9 protein-coding genes are annotated in these 21,653 nt (G+C 43.1%); 1 reads left to right on the forward strand and 8 read right to left on the reverse strand.

Going from position 1 to position 21,653, the window contains the following annotated elements; genetic code table 11:
* Position 1: 1 nt before the first annotated feature.
* From QWZ08_RS15825 to QWZ08_RS15855, 7 genes are all read right to left on the reverse strand, one after another.
* The gene (locus tag QWZ08_RS15825) at positions 2 to 772 is read right to left on the reverse strand and encodes an FHA domain-containing protein (protein WP_290338455.1); all 771 of its coding nucleotides are present in this window, start codon (positions 770 to 772) and stop codon (positions 2 to 4) included.
* Between the two features lie 55 nt (positions 773 to 827).
* Positions 828 to 4,931 (reverse strand): FtsW/RodA/SpoVE family cell cycle protein, encoded by a 4,104-nt coding sequence (locus QWZ08_RS15830; RefSeq protein WP_290338456.1) that lies wholly within the window; start codon positions 4,929 to 4,931, stop codon positions 828 to 830.
* A 3-nt stretch (positions 4,932 to 4,934) separates the two neighbouring features.
* Positions 4,935 to 6,320 carry a PP2C family protein-serine/threonine phosphatase gene (locus tag QWZ08_RS15835; protein ID WP_290338457.1) on the reverse strand — a complete coding sequence of 462 codons (1,386 nt, stop codon included), beginning with the start codon at positions 6,318 to 6,320 and terminating at the stop codon, positions 4,935 to 4,937.
* A gap of 89 nt (positions 6,321 to 6,409) precedes the next feature.
* Positions 6,410 to 7,363, reverse strand: a complete 954-nt coding sequence (locus QWZ08_RS15840; RefSeq protein WP_290338458.1) for a hypothetical protein — start codon at positions 7,361 to 7,363, stop codon at positions 6,410 to 6,412.
* A gap of 378 nt (positions 7,364 to 7,741) precedes the next feature.
* Positions 7,742 to 8,320 (reverse strand): DJ-1/PfpI family protein, encoded by a 579-nt coding sequence (locus tag QWZ08_RS15845; protein WP_290338459.1) that lies wholly within the window; start codon positions 8,318 to 8,320, stop codon positions 7,742 to 7,744.
* A 16-nt stretch (positions 8,321 to 8,336) separates the two neighbouring features.
* Positions 8,337 to 9,749 (reverse strand): pyridoxal phosphate-dependent decarboxylase family protein, encoded by a 1,413-nt coding sequence (locus QWZ08_RS15850; protein ID WP_290338460.1) that lies wholly within the window; start codon positions 9,747 to 9,749, stop codon positions 8,337 to 8,339.
* A gap of 10 nt (positions 9,750 to 9,759) precedes the next feature.
* Positions 9,760 to 10,107, reverse strand: a complete 348-nt coding sequence (locus QWZ08_RS15855) for a DHCW motif cupin fold protein (protein ID WP_290338461.1) — start codon at positions 10,105 to 10,107, stop codon at positions 9,760 to 9,762.
* 111 nt (positions 10,108 to 10,218) lie between these two features.
* On the opposite strand from QWZ08_RS15855, the gene QWZ08_RS15860 reads away from it, so the two are divergent.
* Positions 10,219 to 11,655: an aminotransferase-like domain-containing protein gene (locus QWZ08_RS15860; RefSeq protein ID WP_290338463.1), complete on the forward strand. Its 1,437-nt coding sequence runs from the start codon at positions 10,219 to 10,221 to the stop codon at positions 11,653 to 11,655.
* Positions 11,656 to 11,790: 135 nt separating this feature from the next.
* Here the strand turns inward: QWZ08_RS15860 and QWZ08_RS15865 are convergent, their stop codons facing one another.
* On the reverse strand, positions 11,791 to 21,603 hold the full coding sequence (locus QWZ08_RS15865) for a Tc toxin subunit A-related protein (RefSeq protein WP_290338464.1): 9,813 nt from the start codon (positions 21,601 to 21,603) through the stop codon (positions 11,791 to 11,793).
* Between the last annotated feature and the right edge of the window lie 50 nt (positions 21,604 to 21,653).

Consider the following 21,653-nt stretch of genomic DNA (forward strand, 5'->3'; position numbering starts at 1 on the left):
ATTAATAATTGCCCCCCGAATAAGTAAATTCAAGCACAGCCGAATCGCCTAAAATAACCTGGTCACCTTCCTGCAACCGGTGCCCGACTTCTATTGCCTGCATTTTAATCAGCACACCTTCGGGCGTCCGCACTTTCATTTTATTGTTGGGTGGAATACCCCCTTCATCTGCAAAAACCAGGAAGGAGTTACTGTCTGCTTCCCATTCAATGTGCGCATGCTGGCGGCTTACAGAACGGTTGATTTCATTGGGTTTAAAGGCGATGGTATTTTTGCGCATGTAGTTGCCGGCGGCCTGCACTTTAGCTTCGCGGCCAATATTGATTCTCCCGTTTGCTGCATCAAGCGAGTAGCTTTCATGCTCCGCTTCACCATTCAATACCTTAATGAAAGCCTGGCTCTTTTTATTGATAAGACCAGATTTTTTTGTAGAGATAAACACGGCTGCATTGATGTCTTTTATCAGGTCAGCCTGTGGCGGGAATTTGTCTGTAAAAACAATATCACATTTAAAAGATGGTGATAAGGTGATGGCATAATCATCCGCTATGCGCTGTACTTCTTCCAGTTTAAATTTGCCGGGTACATTGGCAAACACTGCCGCTTCATACAAATGTTTTTCCGCATCACTGCAATTGATAAAAATATAAACGCCCATGATGTTGGCACCTTCTCCGCCCTGCGCCCGCTGCAATCTTTCTTTGATGAACTGCGATAAAATGTTGCGGATAAACTTTACATCGTGCGGACGTTCTTTGAATAACTTAAACATATTTGGGTTACTTTTTTAAAATGATTTATTACTGTTATGCTCATCACTGCCTGCATTAATTCATTCCATTATCGCTGGCCATCGACCCTTCCGTTTTCTTGAGCGGATCAAAACTTTTGATATAATTGCGTTCCAGCAATAAGGGTACGATGTGCCTGCCTGCCAACCGAACTGCATCGCTTGAACCCTTTGCGCCTTCGATTCTTATGCAAACCACCAGGTGACCCGTGCCTTTCACTTCAGGTGCAAAAAAAACATACCAGCCGTCGTTGATGCTTTCGCCTTTAACAATCCTTTCGGGAGTGCCTGTTTTACCTGCGACCAGCAGCCCCAGCTTTGATTTCTTGGGAGCGCTTTGCTCCCGCATGTAGGTTTGCATGTATTGTGCATATAATGAATCCTTGGCTATTGCTACGCCCGGCCTGGTGCCAACCGCTTCGCCATTTACATTCAGCACGTACCTGTTGGGCATCATCAAACCATTGTTGGAAATACCCGCTGCAACCCTTGCTACAGCTGCGGGGGTTGCTACCAGTTCACCCTGTCCCCATGACATACCCGATATACCAATGGCTCTTGTTCGGCGGATGTTTTCAGGATTGTACCGGTTGAGACTTTTAAATTCTGTTGCTCTCCACAGCTCCCTCCACTTTTCCTCTTGTGCGTTGTTGCCACTTTCATTGTCGAAATAATAACCGCCAACACCATGCAAAAACATACCGGATTGCATGTACAGGGTTGCCATTTCTTCCTGCAATCTTTCCTCATTGGCAAGCCTTATAAAAAATGAATTGTTGGATTTTACAATTGCTTTTTCAATGTTAATCATACCCGCTTCATCCGGCTCAGGACCAGTAACACGGATCAAATCTTTTGGATATACCCGGATAGTTTTTTTTGCAGCAGCAGCACCCAGTTTATTAAATGCTGCCATGGCCGTAACCAGTTTCGCTGTTGAACCGGGTTGCGTGGCATGTGTGAAACCAATATCCGTATTCACATTCCAGCCTGGCAATTTATTAATTTCATTTTCAGATAAACTCAGCCTTTCCCAATCGTTCACTGGTGGCAAAGGCCAGCAGGCTGAAGCCAGTACATCACCCGTGTTATCTTCCATCACGACTACCGAAACACGTTTCCTGTTCACACTATCATCGCCTTGTATAGCAAGTTCAATTTTTGTTTGTAAGGCAGCATCCATGCTGAGCGTGACATCGCGGTTGCGTTTTTTAAACTGCGCTACTTCTTCACTGTTGATGCCGGCAACCAGCAAATTGGTAAGCGCTGTATAATCCCTTCTTGTTACCGTCATTTCTGTTTCAGTCATGGGCAAAAAACGTTCCGCACGAAAGCGGTTGGCGCTCACCTGGTATTTAACAACCGGTGCCGGAAATCCACGAAGTTCAGCGGCATGCGCATACTCCGCAAAATAACCATTGCTGCCACCGGCAAAAATCCCAGTGTTGGCATCACCTGTCCAAAAGAACATATGCTCACCAAAAGGATAATAGCGCTCCAATCTTTTATATGCAAGTGACTGTATATTCTCTGTTGGAATGCCGAGTGCTATCATCGAATCTTTTTGATCCTGTACTAACTGCGGATCACTTGATGCCAGCAGTCTTCCGTTGCGGTCAAACACATTACCTGCCTGCAAACGGCTCATTAAAATATTGATTCTTGGATTGTAACTGTACATTCTTGCACCGCTGCGATCTGCCACCAGTGCAGGTTCCACGATCCATTTCTTTTCATGAAAAGTATAACCGGATACATTGATTGCTAAAAGCAGTATCGCCATGCAGGCCGCCAGTAAAGCCGGCATTAAATTTTTATCCTGCCGCTGGGTGATGTATTTCATTTGCACCTGCGTGCCGCTTTGTCTCGATACACTCAATAAAAAACCGGCCGCTATCATGCTGCACAAGAGAGAAGTTCCGCCATAACTGATAAATGGTAATGCAACTCCTGATAAAGGCAATGCGCCTGTAGAACCACCCGCAATGAGCAGAAATTGTACAAAAGTTCCGATGCCTGCACCGGCACATAAATAAAATAAGAAGGGTGCACCTGCCTGTCGTCCTATAATGATGGATCGATGTAAATAAATTAGGAATAAAATAAAAATACAGGTGATACCCGCCCATCCAAATTCTTCACCAATGGCGGGTAATATCATATCTGTATGTGCTTCCGGAATTGTTTTGGCAAAACCTTCACCGGCACCCTGGCCTGTAATGCCCCCTGTTGAAATTGCCCATATACCATTGGCAACCTGGTCGCCGCCATATACCTGGTTGTTCCACGCATCTGACCAGATGGCTTTACGGTCCACCAGTCTTTGTATCGGTCCCGGAATTATTTTTGCCAACACGGGTATTTTATCCAGCAATAAAAATCCGCTTACAACCACCAGTGCCATCACCGCTGATTCACTCAAATTCTTTTTAGCAACCAGCATGTACAATGCAAGTGCCGCTGCTGTAATACCGGTTGCATACCAGGGATTTTTAAAGATCCAGGCGGCGATGGCATACAACAGCATGGCCGCAACCACCTGCATAAAATCGCCTCTTGAAAAAGAAAAGAGTACGATGAAGGTAAAACAGCAAACGATGGCCGGGCCAAGATCTCCCAATGCCAGGAACAACAAAATAGTTGAAACGATGGCAAACACTGCAAAGACAAAAAACGAGACTCTTTTATTAAAGGAAGGATATTCGGAAATGAATTTTTCATTTTTTGCAAAGAAGCCGGCAAGAAAAATGATGACCATGTATTTAACAATCTCGCTCGGCTGAAAGCCAAACAAGTTTACTTTAACCCCACTACCTTCAGGACCTGTCCCAAATAGAATAGTAAGGCATAATAACCCCGCAGCACCCAATGCCCATGGCCAGCCGTTCGCTGCTTTCCGGTCGTTTGTTAAAACAAAAAAGCGGTAGAAGGCGGTATCAGGCGTAAATTTTTTAAGGTTGATGAACTGCAATGCCAGTATGCCAGCAAGCCCGATGCAGAAATAAATAAAGGTACTTTTTGCAAGGAAGCGGTCACGCAAAGGATCCTGCAGGCTGAACAGGGTGATGAATGAAATGCCCGTCAGTATCATGATCACCGGTAACAACAACTGGTCGGTCGCCGGAAAACGAATGGTGAAGATGAGGTGCAGTAAAAAGAAGGCTGCAAAAAATGTGATGGTGATTGTCCAGAACCAGTTGGTTACTTCGGCCGGTGTTCTTACCAAAAAGGCTTTTTCTTTTTTAAAAGTGCTGAAATCTTTGGCAGCAAAAAGCCGCATGGTATGGGGCGACTGTACAAAATTAAAACTGGCATCATTTTGTAATTTTTCTATTCCCTGTGAACGTCCAAATTCATATCCGGGTTGCAGCGGAATAATTTCATAGGATTTATTTTCAGGTAATCCCGAGAAACTGTATTTGCCGGATGCGTCCGTCCGTGCATAGGCATTGAAAGAAAGTAACTGCAGGTTCTTTGCTGAATCAGGAACATAGATTCTTCTGACACCGTCCTTAAACTGTATGGTGATGTTTTCATCTTCGAGCTGATCGGCAGCAGTACTGCTATCCTGCGGCACCAGCAATTTTAATCTTACCAGCACGCCGGAAGCCGGACGATCATCGGCGCCTTTAATGTTGCCCGAAATATTGTACCTGCCAAGGTTAACATTTGTTTGTGCCGTAACTGCTAACGGATGTAATTTTTCTTTTTCATAAGTAATGGAATCTGCCTCGGCAAAGCCCAGTAAATTTCTTGACAGCAGCACCCTTTTCTTAAAAGATTTTCCACCCTTTACAAAAGCCTCTTCTGCATTTACAAAATATTTTTTCTTATTGAGTTCGCCGATATTATCCATGATGGAACCGGCATCTTTTGCGGACACGGTTGCAGCTGCAAATGCGATGTCCTTCGGGTCTTCGAAATACAAACCATTCTTCAATAAACCTTCCATGCTTTCACCCGGCTTTCCTGCATTCAGATTGATCATCGTGCCGTTTTGCAGCCGCGTATCCACATCTGCAAAGTCACGTTGTAATACAGCATATAATTTCCAAAACAACATGGCCATGATGCCACCGATAAGCAGCAGGATAAGGCGTTCCAGCTTTCTGTTAGTAAACGGTTGGGGGATAGCCGCCATGGATTATTTAGTATTTGAATGCGTGATAAATATGGAATCTTTAAACTTTCCGGATACGAGTGAATCTGCAAAAAACACAGCGTACTGTACCGGTATACGGCAATTGACAAAGCGTACATTTTTTAAGACAACATTGTTCTTCTGCAACATCAACCCTACATCAAAATTTTTAAATACCAGGCTGTCAAGTACAATGTGTTTTGCGGATGCATTGATGATTAGTGCCGGCCCTTTAAAGGCACTGTCTGCCATGAGGATAGAGCCATTGCCTTTCAGATAAAAACTGTCTTTGCTAATTGTAACCGGGGCAGCTATTTCCAGCACCGTACCTTCTGCCGGCAGCACAACTGTTTTGGTTGAATCATTGATTTGTACCATCAGCTGATTGAGCACTTCATTCTTTTTCGGTGCAACGGTAGCTGGCATCACCGCTTTTGGCACCATACTTTTTTTATAGGCGGCCATCAATGCAACACCAACTATGGCAATAAAAAGCAGTGTCAGCAATACTAGGCGGCTTCCGCGACTTTTCTTAGAAGATATTTTATCTTTTTTCGGAAGCAGTTCATCTGCAGAAAGAGGTGATGTAATCAGCTCTTTTTTTCTTTCCACCCTTACTGGTTCGGGTTTTAGTTTTGGCTCCTTATTGTTTTCTACGAGTACTGCGGTAATATTATCATTTCCACCAGCATCGTTGGCTGCATCAATTAATGCCTTCGCTTTTGCTGCCAAACTTTTTTCTGTGGTCAGAACCGAAATAATGGTTGCTGAACTGATCATATCTGTAAGGCCATCACTGCATAGCAACAACAGATCACCTGAAAGAAAAGGTGATTCACCTGTCTCAATAAAATCTTCGGCGGTTGTGATGTCTTCTTCAAAGCCCAGTGCTTTATTAATCTCGTTTCTTCTCGGATGCCGCATGGCTTCTTCCTCTGATAACCTTCCGGACTCTTCCAAAAATCCCACGGCAGAATGATCCCTTGATATCTTGATCAGCGAACGATCACGCAGTAAATAAATTCTTGTGTCGCCCACATGCGCATACCAGCATTTACTATTTTTGATATCCACCACGGCACAGGTTAATACACAGGCCATGCGCTCGTTTTTAGCACCGGGCTTTTTTTGCTGGTTAATTTTTGTATTGGCCGCAACAATGGCCTGCTGCAAGGTTTCAATCACATCTTCCGAAATGGTTTCCAGCTTTTTCATAATAACCGACCGGGCAATAGCGGCAGCAATATCACCACCTTTATAGCCGCCCACACCATCAATTACGCAGGCTACCAAAAACCGCTTGTTGATAATTTCACGGACGAAGAAAGTGTCTTCATTCTTCTCCCTGCGCCGGCCTTTATCTGTCATACCAAAAAAGTATTCAGCCATTTTTGTGCGTTTGTTTAATGTCAGAAAAATGTGCTACCAGCAACACCAGGCTGATCACCAACAATCCTATCGCTAAGAATTTGTCCATGTTATACTTTAAAAATGTTGATAGAAACAATGCCATTTAAAACAATTCTTGAGTTCATCGGAAGCTCCGTCCAGATAGGCACATCACGAGTACTATTTCCTACTTCATTTTCATTAACGATGGTCTTTTCACCAAAAGATGCAACAAAAAATTTATCCGCAACTTTATCGTAGCGGATAGAAAGATGTGGTGAAGAAACCCATTCTGATGGAACGCGGAAAACTGCCCGCTGGTCTGGCTGTTCATCTATACCGGCCACGGTAATGATGTCGTCTTTAATGAGGTATTCCAGTTTTTTTCCGGCGAATTTTTTATCGGGAAGTGTGGCCTCTAACCGGGCAAGGTACCTGGGGACTTTTGGATCATTCACGTCACCCAGTACCAGCCCTTCGTTCCAGGGAATTTCGTAATAGCCATCGCTGTAAAAAGTAAAGTCTTTTAAAATTTCATCGGCAATATCAAATGTTTGTGCAATACCGGTCTGGCGTGGAATAAAAGTTACACGGAGATTTTCTTCTTTCTGCTGCACGTTGTTTCCAGGCAATAATTTTCCAATAAAACTCTTGTCGCCTTTTTCATAATCGGGGTGAGAAACAAAACGGAAAACCCATTTATTTGCAGAAGCCGTTACCTTCTTTCCTTTCTGCCGGTGCTCCTGTAAAATAGTATAGAAAGCTTTTACTGATTCTTTGATGATGAGCGAAAAGATGCCGCGATTATTGTCCATAAACTTGTTGTAATCGGGCGGACTAAAACATATAATGTACTCGTGGTAAAAAATAATTCTATCTGCAAATGACAACTCGGTAACAGATTCCTTAAATTTTTCGATGATGTATTTGTATACCAGGTCAGGGGTCATGGAAGATGTTTCTGTAACACCGGCTTCCTTTTTAAGGAACCAGTTGTGTACCCCGGATCGCTGCCAGAAAGTAGGTTTTGTAGTTGTATGCATGGGCTATATTTAAATTTTACTGTTGGTAAATTCATTTCCTGAAATAACAAGGTGCATAGCAGCCGTTATAGCAAACGTTGGTGTTCCCGTAAATTTTTGTGCAGTAAAATTGTGCCCTGGCGTTGTGGTTTAAATTAAAAACTGTTCTCTAATAATGCAGGCGGTGATTTGGTAAATATGGTTTTTAAACACCACTAAAATTGGTGATAAAAGCCATTTAGTATTGATGGGATGAAATTAACAGAACAAATCTTAATGAATTGCCAAAGCTGTTATTTCGTTTAGTGAAAGAAATGATAAAATTCACCCGGGTAAAATTATTTTTTCTTTACCCGGGTGAATATGTATATAGCATGGTGGCCATTTTATTGGCAGGATTTAGTAAATACAAACCTGCCCCTGCCCTACCGGCAGCACCGATGCAATCATAGCCTGCGCCGTTTTTTCATCGTACAATTTTGCAATCGCCCAGCCAAGCAAATCAACAACGGCAAGACAACCTGCCGCCGTGGCAATATTGTCATGTGTGACCAGGTGCTGATCTTCTATTACGTCAACACCCATTTCTTTCAACTCTTTAAACACAGATGGATAAGTGGTAGCTGTAAAACCATCCAGTAAACCGAGCCCTGCAAGCAGTAAAGCTCCTGAACACATAGAGCAAATAATTTGCCTGCCCGGATTCAACTGAAAACGCTCGAGCCAGGTTTTGTTTTTATACAAGGCCCTGGTACCTGAGCCACTTGCAAAAAATACAAGGTCAGCTTCCTTGCTTTCTTCTATTTGTCCTTGCATGGCTAGGCTAATGCCACATGCAGACCGATGTTCCGGGGCTGTGCCAATAATTCTAACTTCGAAATCTTTTTGAATCTGACGCACCCTGTTCAATAAATCCCATGGAAGAAATACGTCTATGTCTGTAAAATGATCGAAGGCAATAATCACTGCTTTTTTCATATCAATATAAATTTAGTTAACTATACATTTTTTGTAATTCTTCTTCCACAACTTCAATGGCTATATCAATATCACTTATGCTGGTACGCCAGTTTACAAATGCGGCTCTTATTGCAATGCGCCCTTTGTATACAGTGGCAGTCATAAAAATCCTTCCGGAAGCGTTAATATTTTCAAGAAGGGTTTGCACTCTTGATTGTTCTTCTTGTCCGTTAAGGGTAAAACAAACGGTGTTTAATCTTACCGGCGCCAAAAGCTCCAACGCCTTTTGTTGCTGTATAAAATTTCCGAACTGCTTGGCCATCCCAATGCAGTTTTCCACAATGTCCTTGTAGCCGTTTTTGCCATAGGCAATTAACGAAAACCATACCGGCAATGCCTTCAGACGCCTTGAGTTTTCCGGCAAAAAATTGAGGTAACTAAAATGCTCCAACGGGTCTCCCAAATAAGGCGCATTGGAATTTTGAAATGTTTCTACCTGCAGCAACTTGTGTTTTTCTTTTATCAGCCAGCAACCATTTTCATACGGCACGTTCAGCCATTTATGACAATCGATGGTTATACTGTCTGCATATTGCCAGCCATCTACCAGGTATTTATACTTAGGCGAACAGGCTGCAAAACCTCCAAAAGCGGCATCAATATGCCAAAAGAAATTGTACTTATTTTTAAGCTGCACAATCGTATTAAAATCGTCAAAGTCAACTGTGTTTACTGTACCAGCACTGGATATCAAGATAAAGGGCTTTCCATTCAGTTCGTTTATTTTATTTTGTAAATCATCCATATCAATGGCTTCCCTGTTACTTTCAAGAGTTTTTACCCGGGTATAACTTGAACTGCCTATGCCCAGCATGGATAAGGCTTTAACAGAAGAAGAATGCGGCGTGGCTGAAAATATGTTGATATCTGCGGGTGAAACTCCTTCTTTTGCAAAATCTTTATTCAACACTTTACCTACCCATTGCCTGGCAACACCAAGACAGGTAAAATTTGACATGGTAGCTCCGGTAACAAATCCGCCTAAAAAATCCGCCGGAAGATTCAGCAGGTTCAATAATAACTGAATAGTTTCTTTTTCAATAATAGCAGAAATATCGCCTTGCCCGTTTGCTGTCTGTGTATTTTGATCATATACAGTCGCAAGCCAATCACCTGCAATGGCCGCCGGCGTTGTTCCTCCCGTTACAAAACCCCAGTATCTCGGCCCGGATGAGGCCACCATTATTTTCTCAAACCGGTCATTAAATTGCTGCAGGGCATTGGCCGTTCCAACACCTTCGCTGTTTAATTGATCTGTTGTTTCAACTTGCACATCAGCAGTCGTTGGTCTGTTGGAAAGATTCTGCAAATAAGCTAGACTTTGCACTTTTATTTGTTCCAGCAACACAGCAGCTTGCGCTGAATCATTCAGTAAATAGTTATCCATTTAGTGTATGCTATTTTAAAAAGTCGCCATCAATGATCAATAATTTTACCGCATCCTTTGTAATTGAACGATGGGAACTCAGGTTATCCGAAACAACATAAGTCATTCCGCTTGTTAAGGTAAAATATTCCCCTGTTTCCATTTCGCTTGTTAGCTCTCCACTAAGGCAATGAACAATATGCCCCTTCCTGCACCAGTGGTCTGCGAGATATCCCGCAGAATACTCCACTATTCTTATACGCAATCCAGGCAACTGAAAAGTTTGCCAACAGACCTCTCCCGTTTCTCCCGGGTGAATCGTTTTTTCAATTGAGCTCCAGTCAATCGTTTGAAAAGCAATATTGGCCAAGGTTTCCATTTCATTCATGTTATTTATAAAAAAAACCGTGCGTATTCATTGCAAAAGTGAACAAATTATTTTTACCAGCACAGATACAATTTTAGTATTTTTGACCAATACAGTTCATTTATGAAGCAAAAATCACCCGGCAAAGAATTACTCTATATAAAAATCGCCAACAGCCTGGAACAGCAAATCAGCAAGGATATTTTAAAGGTGGGTGACAAACTTCCTTCTATCAGGATGATCTGCCGGCAGCATGGTGTAAGCATGAGCACGGCACAGTTTGCCTACTACGAGCTGGAAGGAAAATCGCTGATAGAATCAAGACCACAATCTGGCTACTATGTAAGCAATTCTTTCCGCAAAAAAATGGCAATGCCGGAAGCAAGCAGGCCTGTGAGTACGCCGGTTGTAAAAACGGTAACCGATATTTTTGAAAATGCTTTCAACAATGCCAGCGAAAAAAGCTTTACTGTTTTTTCAAGAGGTGTACCGGCTGTTGCATTGCTGCCCATCGCCAAATTAAATAAAGGCATGCTGCAGGCGGTAAGATCGTTGCCTGGTGGAGGGACCATGTATGAGCCCTTGCAGGGAAATGAAAAGTTGCGGACACAGGTTGCCAGGTGGTCTTTTAACTGGAAAGGCAATCTTGCTGAAAAAGATATTTTAACCACCGCAGGCTGCATATCGGCTATTTCTTATTGCCTGATGGCGTTGACCAAACGCGGTGATACCATTGCGGTAGAAAGCCCTTGTTTTTATGGCATTTTACAACTGGCACAAAGCCTTGGTTTAAAAGTGCTGGAATTACCAACGAGTCCGCAAACGGGCGTGGACATGGATTCGCTCAAAAAGATTGTCGCAAAAACCAAACTCGCTGCATGCCTGTTTGTGAGCAATTTCAACAACCCGTTTGGCAGCCTGATGCCTGAAGAAAATAAAAAAGCAGCAGTAAAATTACTGGAGCAATATAATGTGCCGCTGATTGAAGATGATCTGTATGGTGATCTTTATTTTGGAGATAAAAGACCGACCTGTTGCAAATCGTATGACGAAAGCGGAATGGTTCTGTTGTGCAGTTCTGTTTCCAAAACGCTTGCTCCGGCATACCGGGTCGGCTGGGTGGCCCCCGGGAAATTCATGAATGAAGTGATGAAAATAAAATTATTTCACAGCCTTTGCAGTACGCCCATCACACATGAGGTGATTGGTAATTTTTTGGAAACAGGCAGGTACGAAGCACACCTGAGACAATTAAGAAGAACGCTGCACGCCAACTACCTGCAATATGTAAGATTGATCGGCGAATCTTTTCCGGATGGCACCAAAATCAGCAGGCCACAGGGGGGATTATCCCTGTGGGTTGAACTACCAAAACAAATTGACAGCATCGAATTATACAACGCGGCAGTAAGCAAAAAAATTACCTTTTCACCCGGACGTATGTTTACGCTGCAAAACCAATTCAACAATTGTATGCGCCTTAGCTATGGACTGGAATGGAATGAGCAAACAGCACATGGATTGAAAGTATTGGGCAAGCTGGCAAAAGCCGCTTTATAACTGTTGTTACACTTTAGCCAACTGTTCAAAAGTCACGAGTCTCTATCCTTTTTCATAAATTACCGGGCTGTATAGATATCAAAAAATACCAATACAGCCTGTTTAGATCTCTCCTTTAATAAACTCCACTCCAGTCTAACCCACCGCATAGTGCAGGATAATCATCAAATCATTTACCTGGTCTGCTGTTATTCTTGGATTGGCAACCGGGTTGGTTATTTTCCACACGCCCGGCACCTGGTTATTGGCTGCGTAATTCATTGACTTGTGTAATAAATTTCCGTAAATGCCATCAGCTGTAAGATCCTGTGCTGCGTTTGGATTAGGTGCCGGTGTCAATACTATCCCCGGAATATGAGTTAATACGCTACCCGCCGTTCTGTCTGCCGCCAGTTCAATCACGTTGATCTTAACATGGTTTTCCTGAACAAAAAATGGAAACCTGTCCTTAGTTAAATTGATGGACAAAACCTGGTCATCAGTGATCAGCGCAGGGTTTAAAAACTGGTACCATTCATTGGGGAACTCATGCCTTGCGCTGATGATCCTGGTCAACCCTTTATCTTTCAACGACACCAGCATTTGGTTAATCTTATTGTTCAGGCTATCGGATGCATTTAGCTTCAACGCATCTCCGCCTTCACGGGCTGTATATTTTACCTGCATTACAACATCGGTGATGGTGTTATAATCAAACTGCTGCAACAGCGTATTCACTTTGGTACCGCTCTTATCTTTTGTATTGGCAAAAGGAAATTGTAAATGCCAGCTACTGATGGCGCCAGCACCTTCAAATGGCAGGTACCGCTCGTCGCGGAAGTTTAATTCAAACAGGCCGCTGTCGGTTTGACCATGGCTTAATACAATGGATTGAGAAGTTCCTGCACTGTCACGGAAACGGGGATCATCTGCAGGAATTCCGTTGGTCGATTTACGCGGATATTTTTTTGCATCCGCCACACTGGTAGAATCAGTTCTGAGTGAATTGTTCATCAATGTCAGGGTGCATCCGATGGTAGTAAAAGGACCGGTGACACAGGGTATGGAAAGGCTCACTGATTTTATCCTGCGGAAATAATGACCAGGATAATCCAGGTCAAACAACTCTTCCGGCAGGTTGATGAAACATTGGCCGGTTCCTTTTAATTTCAGCAAGGCCACTGCATCCAGCTGTGCCAGCGAAATGTATTTGGTCAGTTCGTACTCACGCCTGTTCTTTTCATAATAAGCCATTTCCATTTGCTTCAGGTTGTACATCAGTGATTCCCCACTCTGCAATCCTTTTTTCATGCTGTCCCAATAGCCAAACTGAATATAGTCAGAATCATTTAGCCCCAGCTCGTAACGGAAACAACGTTCCGCTTTTTTTGCGGCATCATAAGCCAGTTGATAACTCTGAAAATAGGTAGTTGAAATTTTACCAATCATCCAGGCATACAAATCTTCATTGGTGTATTTGCTGTGCATAAAATCATCTGATTCTTTCGCGTTGTCGATCTGCAACTGCTGATTTTCTTTATCTGTATTGGCAATTTCCTGTCGTATCTGAGCGCCCAAAATCTGTACATCAACCTGCTCCAGTTCCTTATTGGCATTGTTCAATTGGTTTCTCCATTCATCGGCCCTGCGCTGGTAGGATGCATTGGTGCTCATAAGCGAAGCATTTTTATCCAATGCAGTGGCAATGGATTGAAGTGTTCTGGCCAGGTCTTCAGCAGAATTGCCAAAACTTTGTCCACCGGTTGTTACTGTTGCATGTGGTGAGCCGCCAAATCCTGAAGCACCCAAAATAAAATCAGGAATCAATTTTAAGCCGCCGGCAAGAGTATAGCCAATTGCGACGCCTGTATCGATTATAGTAGAGGCTGTGTTTAACGCAAGCGCAATCGTTTCACCAGAATTCAATCCTGATGACAACAAATTCTGATAGTAATCCCTCCGTATGGTAAGCAGTTCTTTTTGTTTGATGAGATTTTTGAGCTGGTTATCTGATTCCGAAATCTGTAGTTCTTTCATCTTCAGCACTGCACTTAATAATTTTATTTCCTGGCCCGAACGCAGCAGGGCAATATGTTCTGCATCTTTTTTCTCCAATGCCGCCAATAAAGATGCTCCCAATGACTTTACTTCGTTGCAAAGCTCGGTTGCTTTTTGTATCATAATCACAAAACGGTAAAACGGCAACGGCGCATTCATATCATTCAGCACACTGCTCAAATCGAGTCCTGCTGCGGTTGCACGCACGAGCATCCCCGGATCAATGGGTGGAGCAAACAAAGAAAGGGGTGAAAATACACCTTGTATATCCAGGCAATGCCGGATCTTAAACAAGCGGTCTGCTATTGTTTTCCAGTACTGCAAAATGTTGTCATTAAAAGGAATACAGAAATACAATGCCTGCAGCGAAGGAAGATCAGGATTATCGGGATTGGAGAAATCCAATCCCTGGTAAGTGTGCATTGGTAACAAATTTTCTATTTCCACCAGTACATTGGAAAAAGTATCCAGCTTTTTTTCCAGCTGGTAATAATTATTTACCGGCACCTCGTATGCAGGAGGAATGATCTTTGGTTCGTTGCCTAAAATCTGTCCCGCCAATACATACAATTGGGTTGCTTCCGTCACAGATTCCATAGTGTGCTGCGTAAACAAATAATCGCCCCAGCGAATGAGGTGATCCAGGTATTTCATCACCGTAGTTTTTTGATACGCAACGGTACGGTACTGCGCAATAAAATGCGGCTGGAACGGATTCACCCGCCAGTCTTCCACACTTTTATCCAGGTCGTTCGGATGCGCCGAAGCAGGATCGGCAGTACCAAACATGATATTTTCTATGCGCTGCAAATCGTATTTTGTTTTACCGGCAACATTTACCACATTCATAAAGAATGGCTTGGTTACCCAAAATTTATCCGGTGCCGGATAAGGTGAAGAATCAGCCGGGTTAAAAATGTATTTGAACCATTTATCGGCGTCTTCAAATTGCTGGTTTTCACTCAGGCGCATGCCAATCATCAGCGGTGCATGATAAAACAGTTCCCAGTTATACAAGGCATACCCCGACTGAATATTGAAATCAACATCTTCCCTCGGATACCCCGGAGTATTATCTGTCACCGCATTGGGATAAGTTACAGGCTGCCCCCTGTATACATTGAATTGTGGTGCATAGGTTGTGTTAAAACTAAATTTGGCCGGGTTGGGATCATAGGCAATATCGCCTTTTAACTGTGTCTGCCGGCTCATCAATCCATCAATTCCCTTATTAAATAACTGCCGCATAAAATAGCAGGACATGGGATGATAGAAGTTATAAAAATGATACAGCACCAGTATCCTTTTTCCCTGCGGAATCTGTGGCATGGCGTTTTTGATCTCCGCTTCTTTGGCCGTATCTCCGGCAATGATGGCTTCCAGTAATTCCAGCAGTTGAAGAAACCATGCTTCCATATCGGAATAGAATAGTTCAAACGTATCATTGTCGCTGAACTCGGGTGTTACATAATAAGTACGTCCTGTTTTTTCCTGTTGATAAGTTGCATCCTGGTAAAAGAAAGGCAGAAAAGTTCCCAGCGTGATAGTAGATTTTCGATCACTAAAGGCATACTGATTGGCTTTAAAAATTACCTGCATCAGGTAAAGCATCCGGTCGAAAAAGCCTGCCTGCAACGGCATACAATTGCGGAACAAGCCGGGGGTATTATTTAAAATGGAAGACTGCGCCGGGAAGGCAAGGAAGTTGTTGGTGGTGTCACTTCCGCTCTCGTCATCCAGCATATTGTCTAAACCACTGCGTGTAAACAGATGCGGATTGATCTGCACATAATTGTTTGTAACCACCGGGTACCCACGGCAGGGATCCAGGTCGAATGTGCCTTTATAACTATAATAATTATTATCATTCACCACATAGCAATTGATGTTAAGCGTGCCATTTTGTTTCAATGAATTTTCAATGTCATTTAAAAAAGCACCCCACCACCCTTTGATGTCTTTCTTTTCAATATAGGTCGCAAGATTGCTAAAATCGGGCTGTGGTAAATCCACCGGTGAAAACAAAAACTTAGATTTGGCGGGCGTGTAAACCTGTTGTGTTTTATCATAAAACTGGCTCACTTCAATGATACCGGAAACGTCATTGTTGGAAATTTTCTTGGGCGACCATTTGCCCTTTTTGTATTCACTAAAGGCCATTTGTATCTGCCAGTATTTATCCGGTTTTTGAATGGGAAAGGCGGATTCTTTTAAATCCGGCACCGGCAATGTATCGGGTGTTTCTCTTGCCTTTTCTGTAAACAATGCCCAGAAAATATACAGGCGCTGATTGAACACAACCGGCACAATATGATCGCTGTTGATATCGAGATCAATTTTTTCCCAGGCCGTCCACCGCCTGTTTTCAACATATTGGCGGTAATAATAAATTTTAGGATCGCCGCCATACGTGCGGCCAATTACATGCAGTGTTTGGTTGTCGTCCTGGTACCACATGCCTTTAACTTCCAGCCTCGCCACGCCATCCAGTTTTTCCAGGTAGGCCATAAAAGCGTCTTCGGCATTGGGTTGTGTGACTTCGTTTTGCAATAATTGATTTTGCAGGTCTTTAAAAAATGAAGATTGATTGGGCAACAATTCCGGCTCAATCCAGTTTTCGGGATACAGAAAAACCTTGCGGTTGGCTTCCCATAAACGATAATATTTCATCCATTCCCATTGCTTCCATTTACTGTCAAAACTGCCCTGGTCGGGGTCATCTGCGTTTACAGTGATGTCGGTTTCCATGCTCATAAAACAGCGCTGCACAAATTGCTGTACGGCATTGGTAGCCTGCACAATCCTGGAGGTTGGCTGACAGGCACTCATCTCTACGTCAATTAAGAAATAGCTGTACAAATCACTGGCATTTTTCCAGGTATTTGTACCGGGGTTGGCCAGTAACCAGGTAACCAATGCATCCCGTTTTGCTTCTCTTAATTTATTTTGCAGCGGTTGCGTAACGTCCAGCCAGTCGCTATCTGCGTAATTAGATTTTAAAGTCTGCTTAATCTTGGTAGCATCATCAAAACTTAAGAAAGGCTTGCTCCAGTTAATACAGTCTTCTGCTTTTACACCAAGCAATGCCATGGCAGAAAAACACTTATACAAGCGAACCAATATCCGAATATTTTTTAAATCAGAACTTGCAGGCGGTGCTGTTAAAAGATTTAAATAATTGGGCGCTTCCACAAGGCTGTTCAATTCTGTTTTATCCCAGCCGTACAAACCGGATAGTTCGGTTTCAATCGCATCCAGCGTTTTTGTACCGTCAATTACATCCTGCAAAATATTGATGATGGTTGCGCCGGAATTTGAGAAGGCGTAACTATGGTGCAGGTTGAAAAGGTTAATGAGATTTTCAAAAGATGTAAAATCATTTGCAGAAACGGGCGTTACAACGGGTGCCAGCGGCAGTGTATTTAAATCAGTAATGGTAACCGCTGCGGCATTGGTTAATATCCAATCCAGTGCAGTGGCATCTATTTTTAATTTGTTTACAACAAAGCAAATTTTTGCTACCCGCAAATATTGGTTGAACTGTGCCGCATAGTTGGTGCTGTTAAGTGTATTAATTTTTTGAACAAATGCAGTGTTCGTCCAGTCGGTATAAATGGCAGGAAGGGAAACCAACAATTGTGCTGCGATTGTTTTATCTACCGAAAACCAGCTGCTGATGCGGTTTTGAATGGCAGATTGTTGCTGGATATTTTTATAAAAGGGGGCTATTTTTTGCAGCAACAATTCAAACCGTTGTGCCACGTGTGCAAAGTCCAGCGTTTTTAAATTGGTGTCTATATCGCCGTTGCTGGCAAAGAAAATATTGGTGCTGCTGTTATCTGTTTGCTGCGTGCCAAATAAATTATCGAGCGCATCTCTTACAGGGTTTGGGTTGTTATAAAAATTCTTCAATGCATCCCGCAATGCAGCATCCATGTATCCAATAAAGCGCAGTGCTTTTTTATTAGAATCATATATAAGTTGTCCGGCTGCAGGTGCATAAGCAGTTAGCGGCGGAAGTGCATCAAGGGCTGCAGTTGTATTCGCACTTCCCTGGGAGTCGGTGAATAATTGGTTTACAGCGTCCGCATAATCCTGGTCGGAAAATGCAGCAAGCAAGGCTGTTTGTTCATTCGCCGTCATCGCCCCGGTAAACTCCAGCTGCTTTGTACCCGAATTGTAATTGATATTTGCGCTGAGTTGAGACAGTGTTTCTACCGGTGTTAAATTAGTAAGGGTCACTTCATGAAACGGTTGGTCATATTGTACCCTTAAATTTTTCAGGAAGGTATAGTTGGCAGGGATGATGTTGTTTACATACGCATCGTCGTCAATTGTTTTTAAAATGGCAATCAGTTTTGCTGTGATGGAAGCATCCCATTTCAACAAGGGGTCATTCAACCATTTGGTGAGTAAATCGCCATTGGCATCGGGCTGAACCGAAGTAGCAGCCTGTATTTGCAGCAATGCGTTTTCCAATTCGCCGAGGTTTGATGCGATTATTTCCTCCGCCGGTACAAAACTATTATTGGCATCGTTTTGCTGGCGCAAAATATAATTCAGCTCCCATATGGTAATGCCTGCAGTATTTAATAAATCATTTTTGGCAAGAAAATCCATCGTATCAACAGGCGATGCAAAAATGTTGTCAGGTATTACCTGTTTGGCAATGTGTACATCATCCGCGGTAAATGATTGGGATTGCATCAGCAAAACATTGCGGTAAATCGATGAAAGATTGGCAAGCGTTAAAGTAGTGATGGCATTGTCGGCAAGCAGCACATTCAATTCATCACCGGAAATAAAGGTGGCCGACTGAATGACAGATTTATGAATGTCCGTAATAGCGATACCGCTGTTTACATTTACGAGGGCAAAATCAGGATTTAACGGATACGTGATTTGCTTGTTTTGAAACAGGTTGTTGTAAAGATTGTCTTCGCCCGTGCTTTGTATGTCTTCATAAAAAGCAAGCAGTGGAAATATCTCCAGGTCCAGCCTGTTTTTTAACTGAAGCAAATGATGCAGTTGCCATGCAAAACTGGTGTCCAATTTTCCGTTGCCGATGGCCGGGCACTGAATGCATGCATCCAGTTCCTCCATGCGGAAGGAAAGTTTTTTAAACAGTCGCAGGAACCGGTGTATACGATCAAACTTTGTTGGAGATACATTGGTGATGTGCTGTTTATCTAAATCACAAGACACATCATCATGATCAATTTTACTGTCTTTTAAAGGATTGATGAATTGCAGGTTCAGCAAGGTTTGCAGGTCAGCATACTCAAGGCCCGTGTATTGCAAAAACAGGTCGACCTCAACAGATGCGGAGGTTGCCATTGTGCCCCAGTAATTGGCAGAATTGATTAAGTCTTCTTTAAAAATCAAATCCCGTTCTTCAAAACTTACTTCCAAAAATGCAAAGGCTTCCTCCAGTTCAACCGCAGGGGGATTGGCGACAGGTAAATGTTCCTTTACAAAAATCCTTACCAGGTCTGCTTTGCCAATGCCAAGCTTGGTAAGATAAATATTTCCTTCGGTACTGAATAAATCAAAGGGCAGTCCAAACGCACGCTTCGCTGTCTTCAAAAAATTATCATAGACTTTTACATTGGTATATTCAGGATTAGCGCTCAGCTCATCTGTTGATAACAATGTTTGGTGCAGCAACTGCACATTTATTTTAGCGGCGTTGGCAGTGAGTTTCAGTACAATAAATTTATCGCGTATGATCCATTGGGTTGAGGAAGAACCCATTGCCTGGTAAGCATCGGAAACCATCGCATCCTTTGTAAGCAACACGTCAATGTGCGGCACGTCTGCCGTATGCGTTGTCAATTCATTCAGTAAAGCAGTATTGATGGCGTGCTGTTTATCAGGCAGCGGATCCGTATTTACCAGCGGCACAAATACCGGCAGGTTCGCACTAAAACTTGTCGCGATGGAAAACACGGATGGCACAATTGCTTCCTCCAGTATTTCGTTTACGATGTCAATGTATGGCAGCTGTGTATTGGTGTTGTCGCAATTCAGATCAATGTCTCCGATATCCGGTCTGCGTTCCAGCAGCCGGTCACGCACGGTGCCGGTGCTGTCCGTCATGCGCTGACTTAAAAAATGCAGCACATCAGTAAGGTAAGATGCAGCTCCATATACCGAACGGCATTCATCACATTCACAAAAATCTACATGCTGAAACAATACATCCAGGTTGGGAATTTCTTTTGCTGCAGCCGAAGCTTTCATGATGTCCTGGTAATTTGGCAGCACACTCAACTTAGAAGCGGTCGCCAATCCATGCATGTTACCTGCTATTGCAATGGTCGAAGCATACATCTTTGCCGCATTGTTAAAAATTTGGCTGGTTTCTTTTTTGCCGAGATCAGCGGCAAAGGTTTTCATAAACAGGTCCTTCCCCATAGAATAAATTTGCTGGGACGAATGGATGCCTTTACCCAACAAGGCACTGGATGCTTCATAGGTTGGTGCCATTTTAAACACTCTTTGTAAACGGCGAAGCTGGCCAGCCACCAGCGGCTTTGCTTCAGGTGCAATGGCGGCAGGATTTGCCGACAAAAAATTTTCTATCCGGTGATGTTCCAAATCAAAATCAGGATTTACATCAAAGAAATCCACCAGCTTACTTTTTTGTTCTGGTGCGGCTTTATCATCCTGTTTTAGCTTTGCTGTAAAAGCGGTAGTAGGAAATTTTTTAGCAAAGGTTGATTCCAGTTTTTTAGCAAAAGTTTTAACGCGGTCTGTGAAAGAGCTGTCTTGGGAGGAAGGTGGCATTTCCAGTTTTTGTTCTGTGATGATCTTCTCCCAATCACCCGCTGTTTTGGCCGCCAACTTTTTTATATCGGCCACTTTTTTTATATCCTGCGTATTCACCAAATGATTCACCAATGGCAAATGATCACCGGTTAACTGGCTTAATTGAAACACGGTATCCAGGCGGTCGGTGTTACCTGGAAAAGTGGGATCATCATTTAAGGCAGCAAAAAAAGACTGGTAGTCGCCCCGGTGTTTTGACAAATCTTCCATCACTCTTTTGGTATCTTCAGGAGATAAGCCACTGCCTTGTACTTTCTGAAAAAGAACTGATGTAATGCCTGTTTCGGGATGCTGTTGTTTATATCCAATCATCACACGCAGCAGTTGCTCTTTTATCTTTTCAGCTTCCGCACTTAAACTAAAGGGAATGATATTATTGGTTATGGCCTGCTGAAAACTTTTCATCAACACATCTATGTTCTCATACATCATGCCTTCCAGTTTCTGATTCAGCAATTGCTCATACGTGGGCGCTGAAATATTTTGCAACAACCGTTGCGTTGTATCTCCGGGAACTCCTTCGCGAAGCAACCCATAAAATACCGCTGCATAAATTTTTGTTTGAGATTGAAAGCGGTATGCCATCGCAAGCGCTTCTATCCTGTCGCGTGAAAGGCCGGTTTTATTGATCAGGAAGGTGATGTCCTGCACATCTGCATTTTCAGTCAATGCATCCAGTGTGAGCTTGCCAGTGTAGGGCGTTACAGCCGCCAGCACCTGTTCCAGTTCTGAGATGCCCTTATAGGGTGCTGCACTCAGCGAGATATCGATCGTCAATTGGGCAGGTGCATTGTAAAAAATATCCGTTTGTTTAAGTACTGCACCAGCAGGATTATATAACCGTAGAAACACATCCGCCGCATCTTTATCTGTATCGGCAAATTGTTGCTGAGAGTATGCAATGGTATAATAGCCCTGTTCGTTTGTTTGCGTCTTCCCTAACGCTTGTTCAGATCTTATATCCTTATCAAATGCGGTAACTATCACGCCCGGCATTGGTTGCTGGTACTGGTTTCTTACAGTTCCGGAAATTGAATAGCGGCCATTGTCGCCACGGGCAGATGCAGGTGTTGTGTTCATCGTTCAAAATTTGGAGGTTACTATTTATACTTTTTTATATGCTGTATTTA

It is taken from the genome of Ferruginibacter paludis, from assembly GCF_030409685.1.
GTDB lineage: Bacteria > Bacteroidota > Bacteroidia > Chitinophagales > Chitinophagaceae > Ferruginibacter > Ferruginibacter paludis.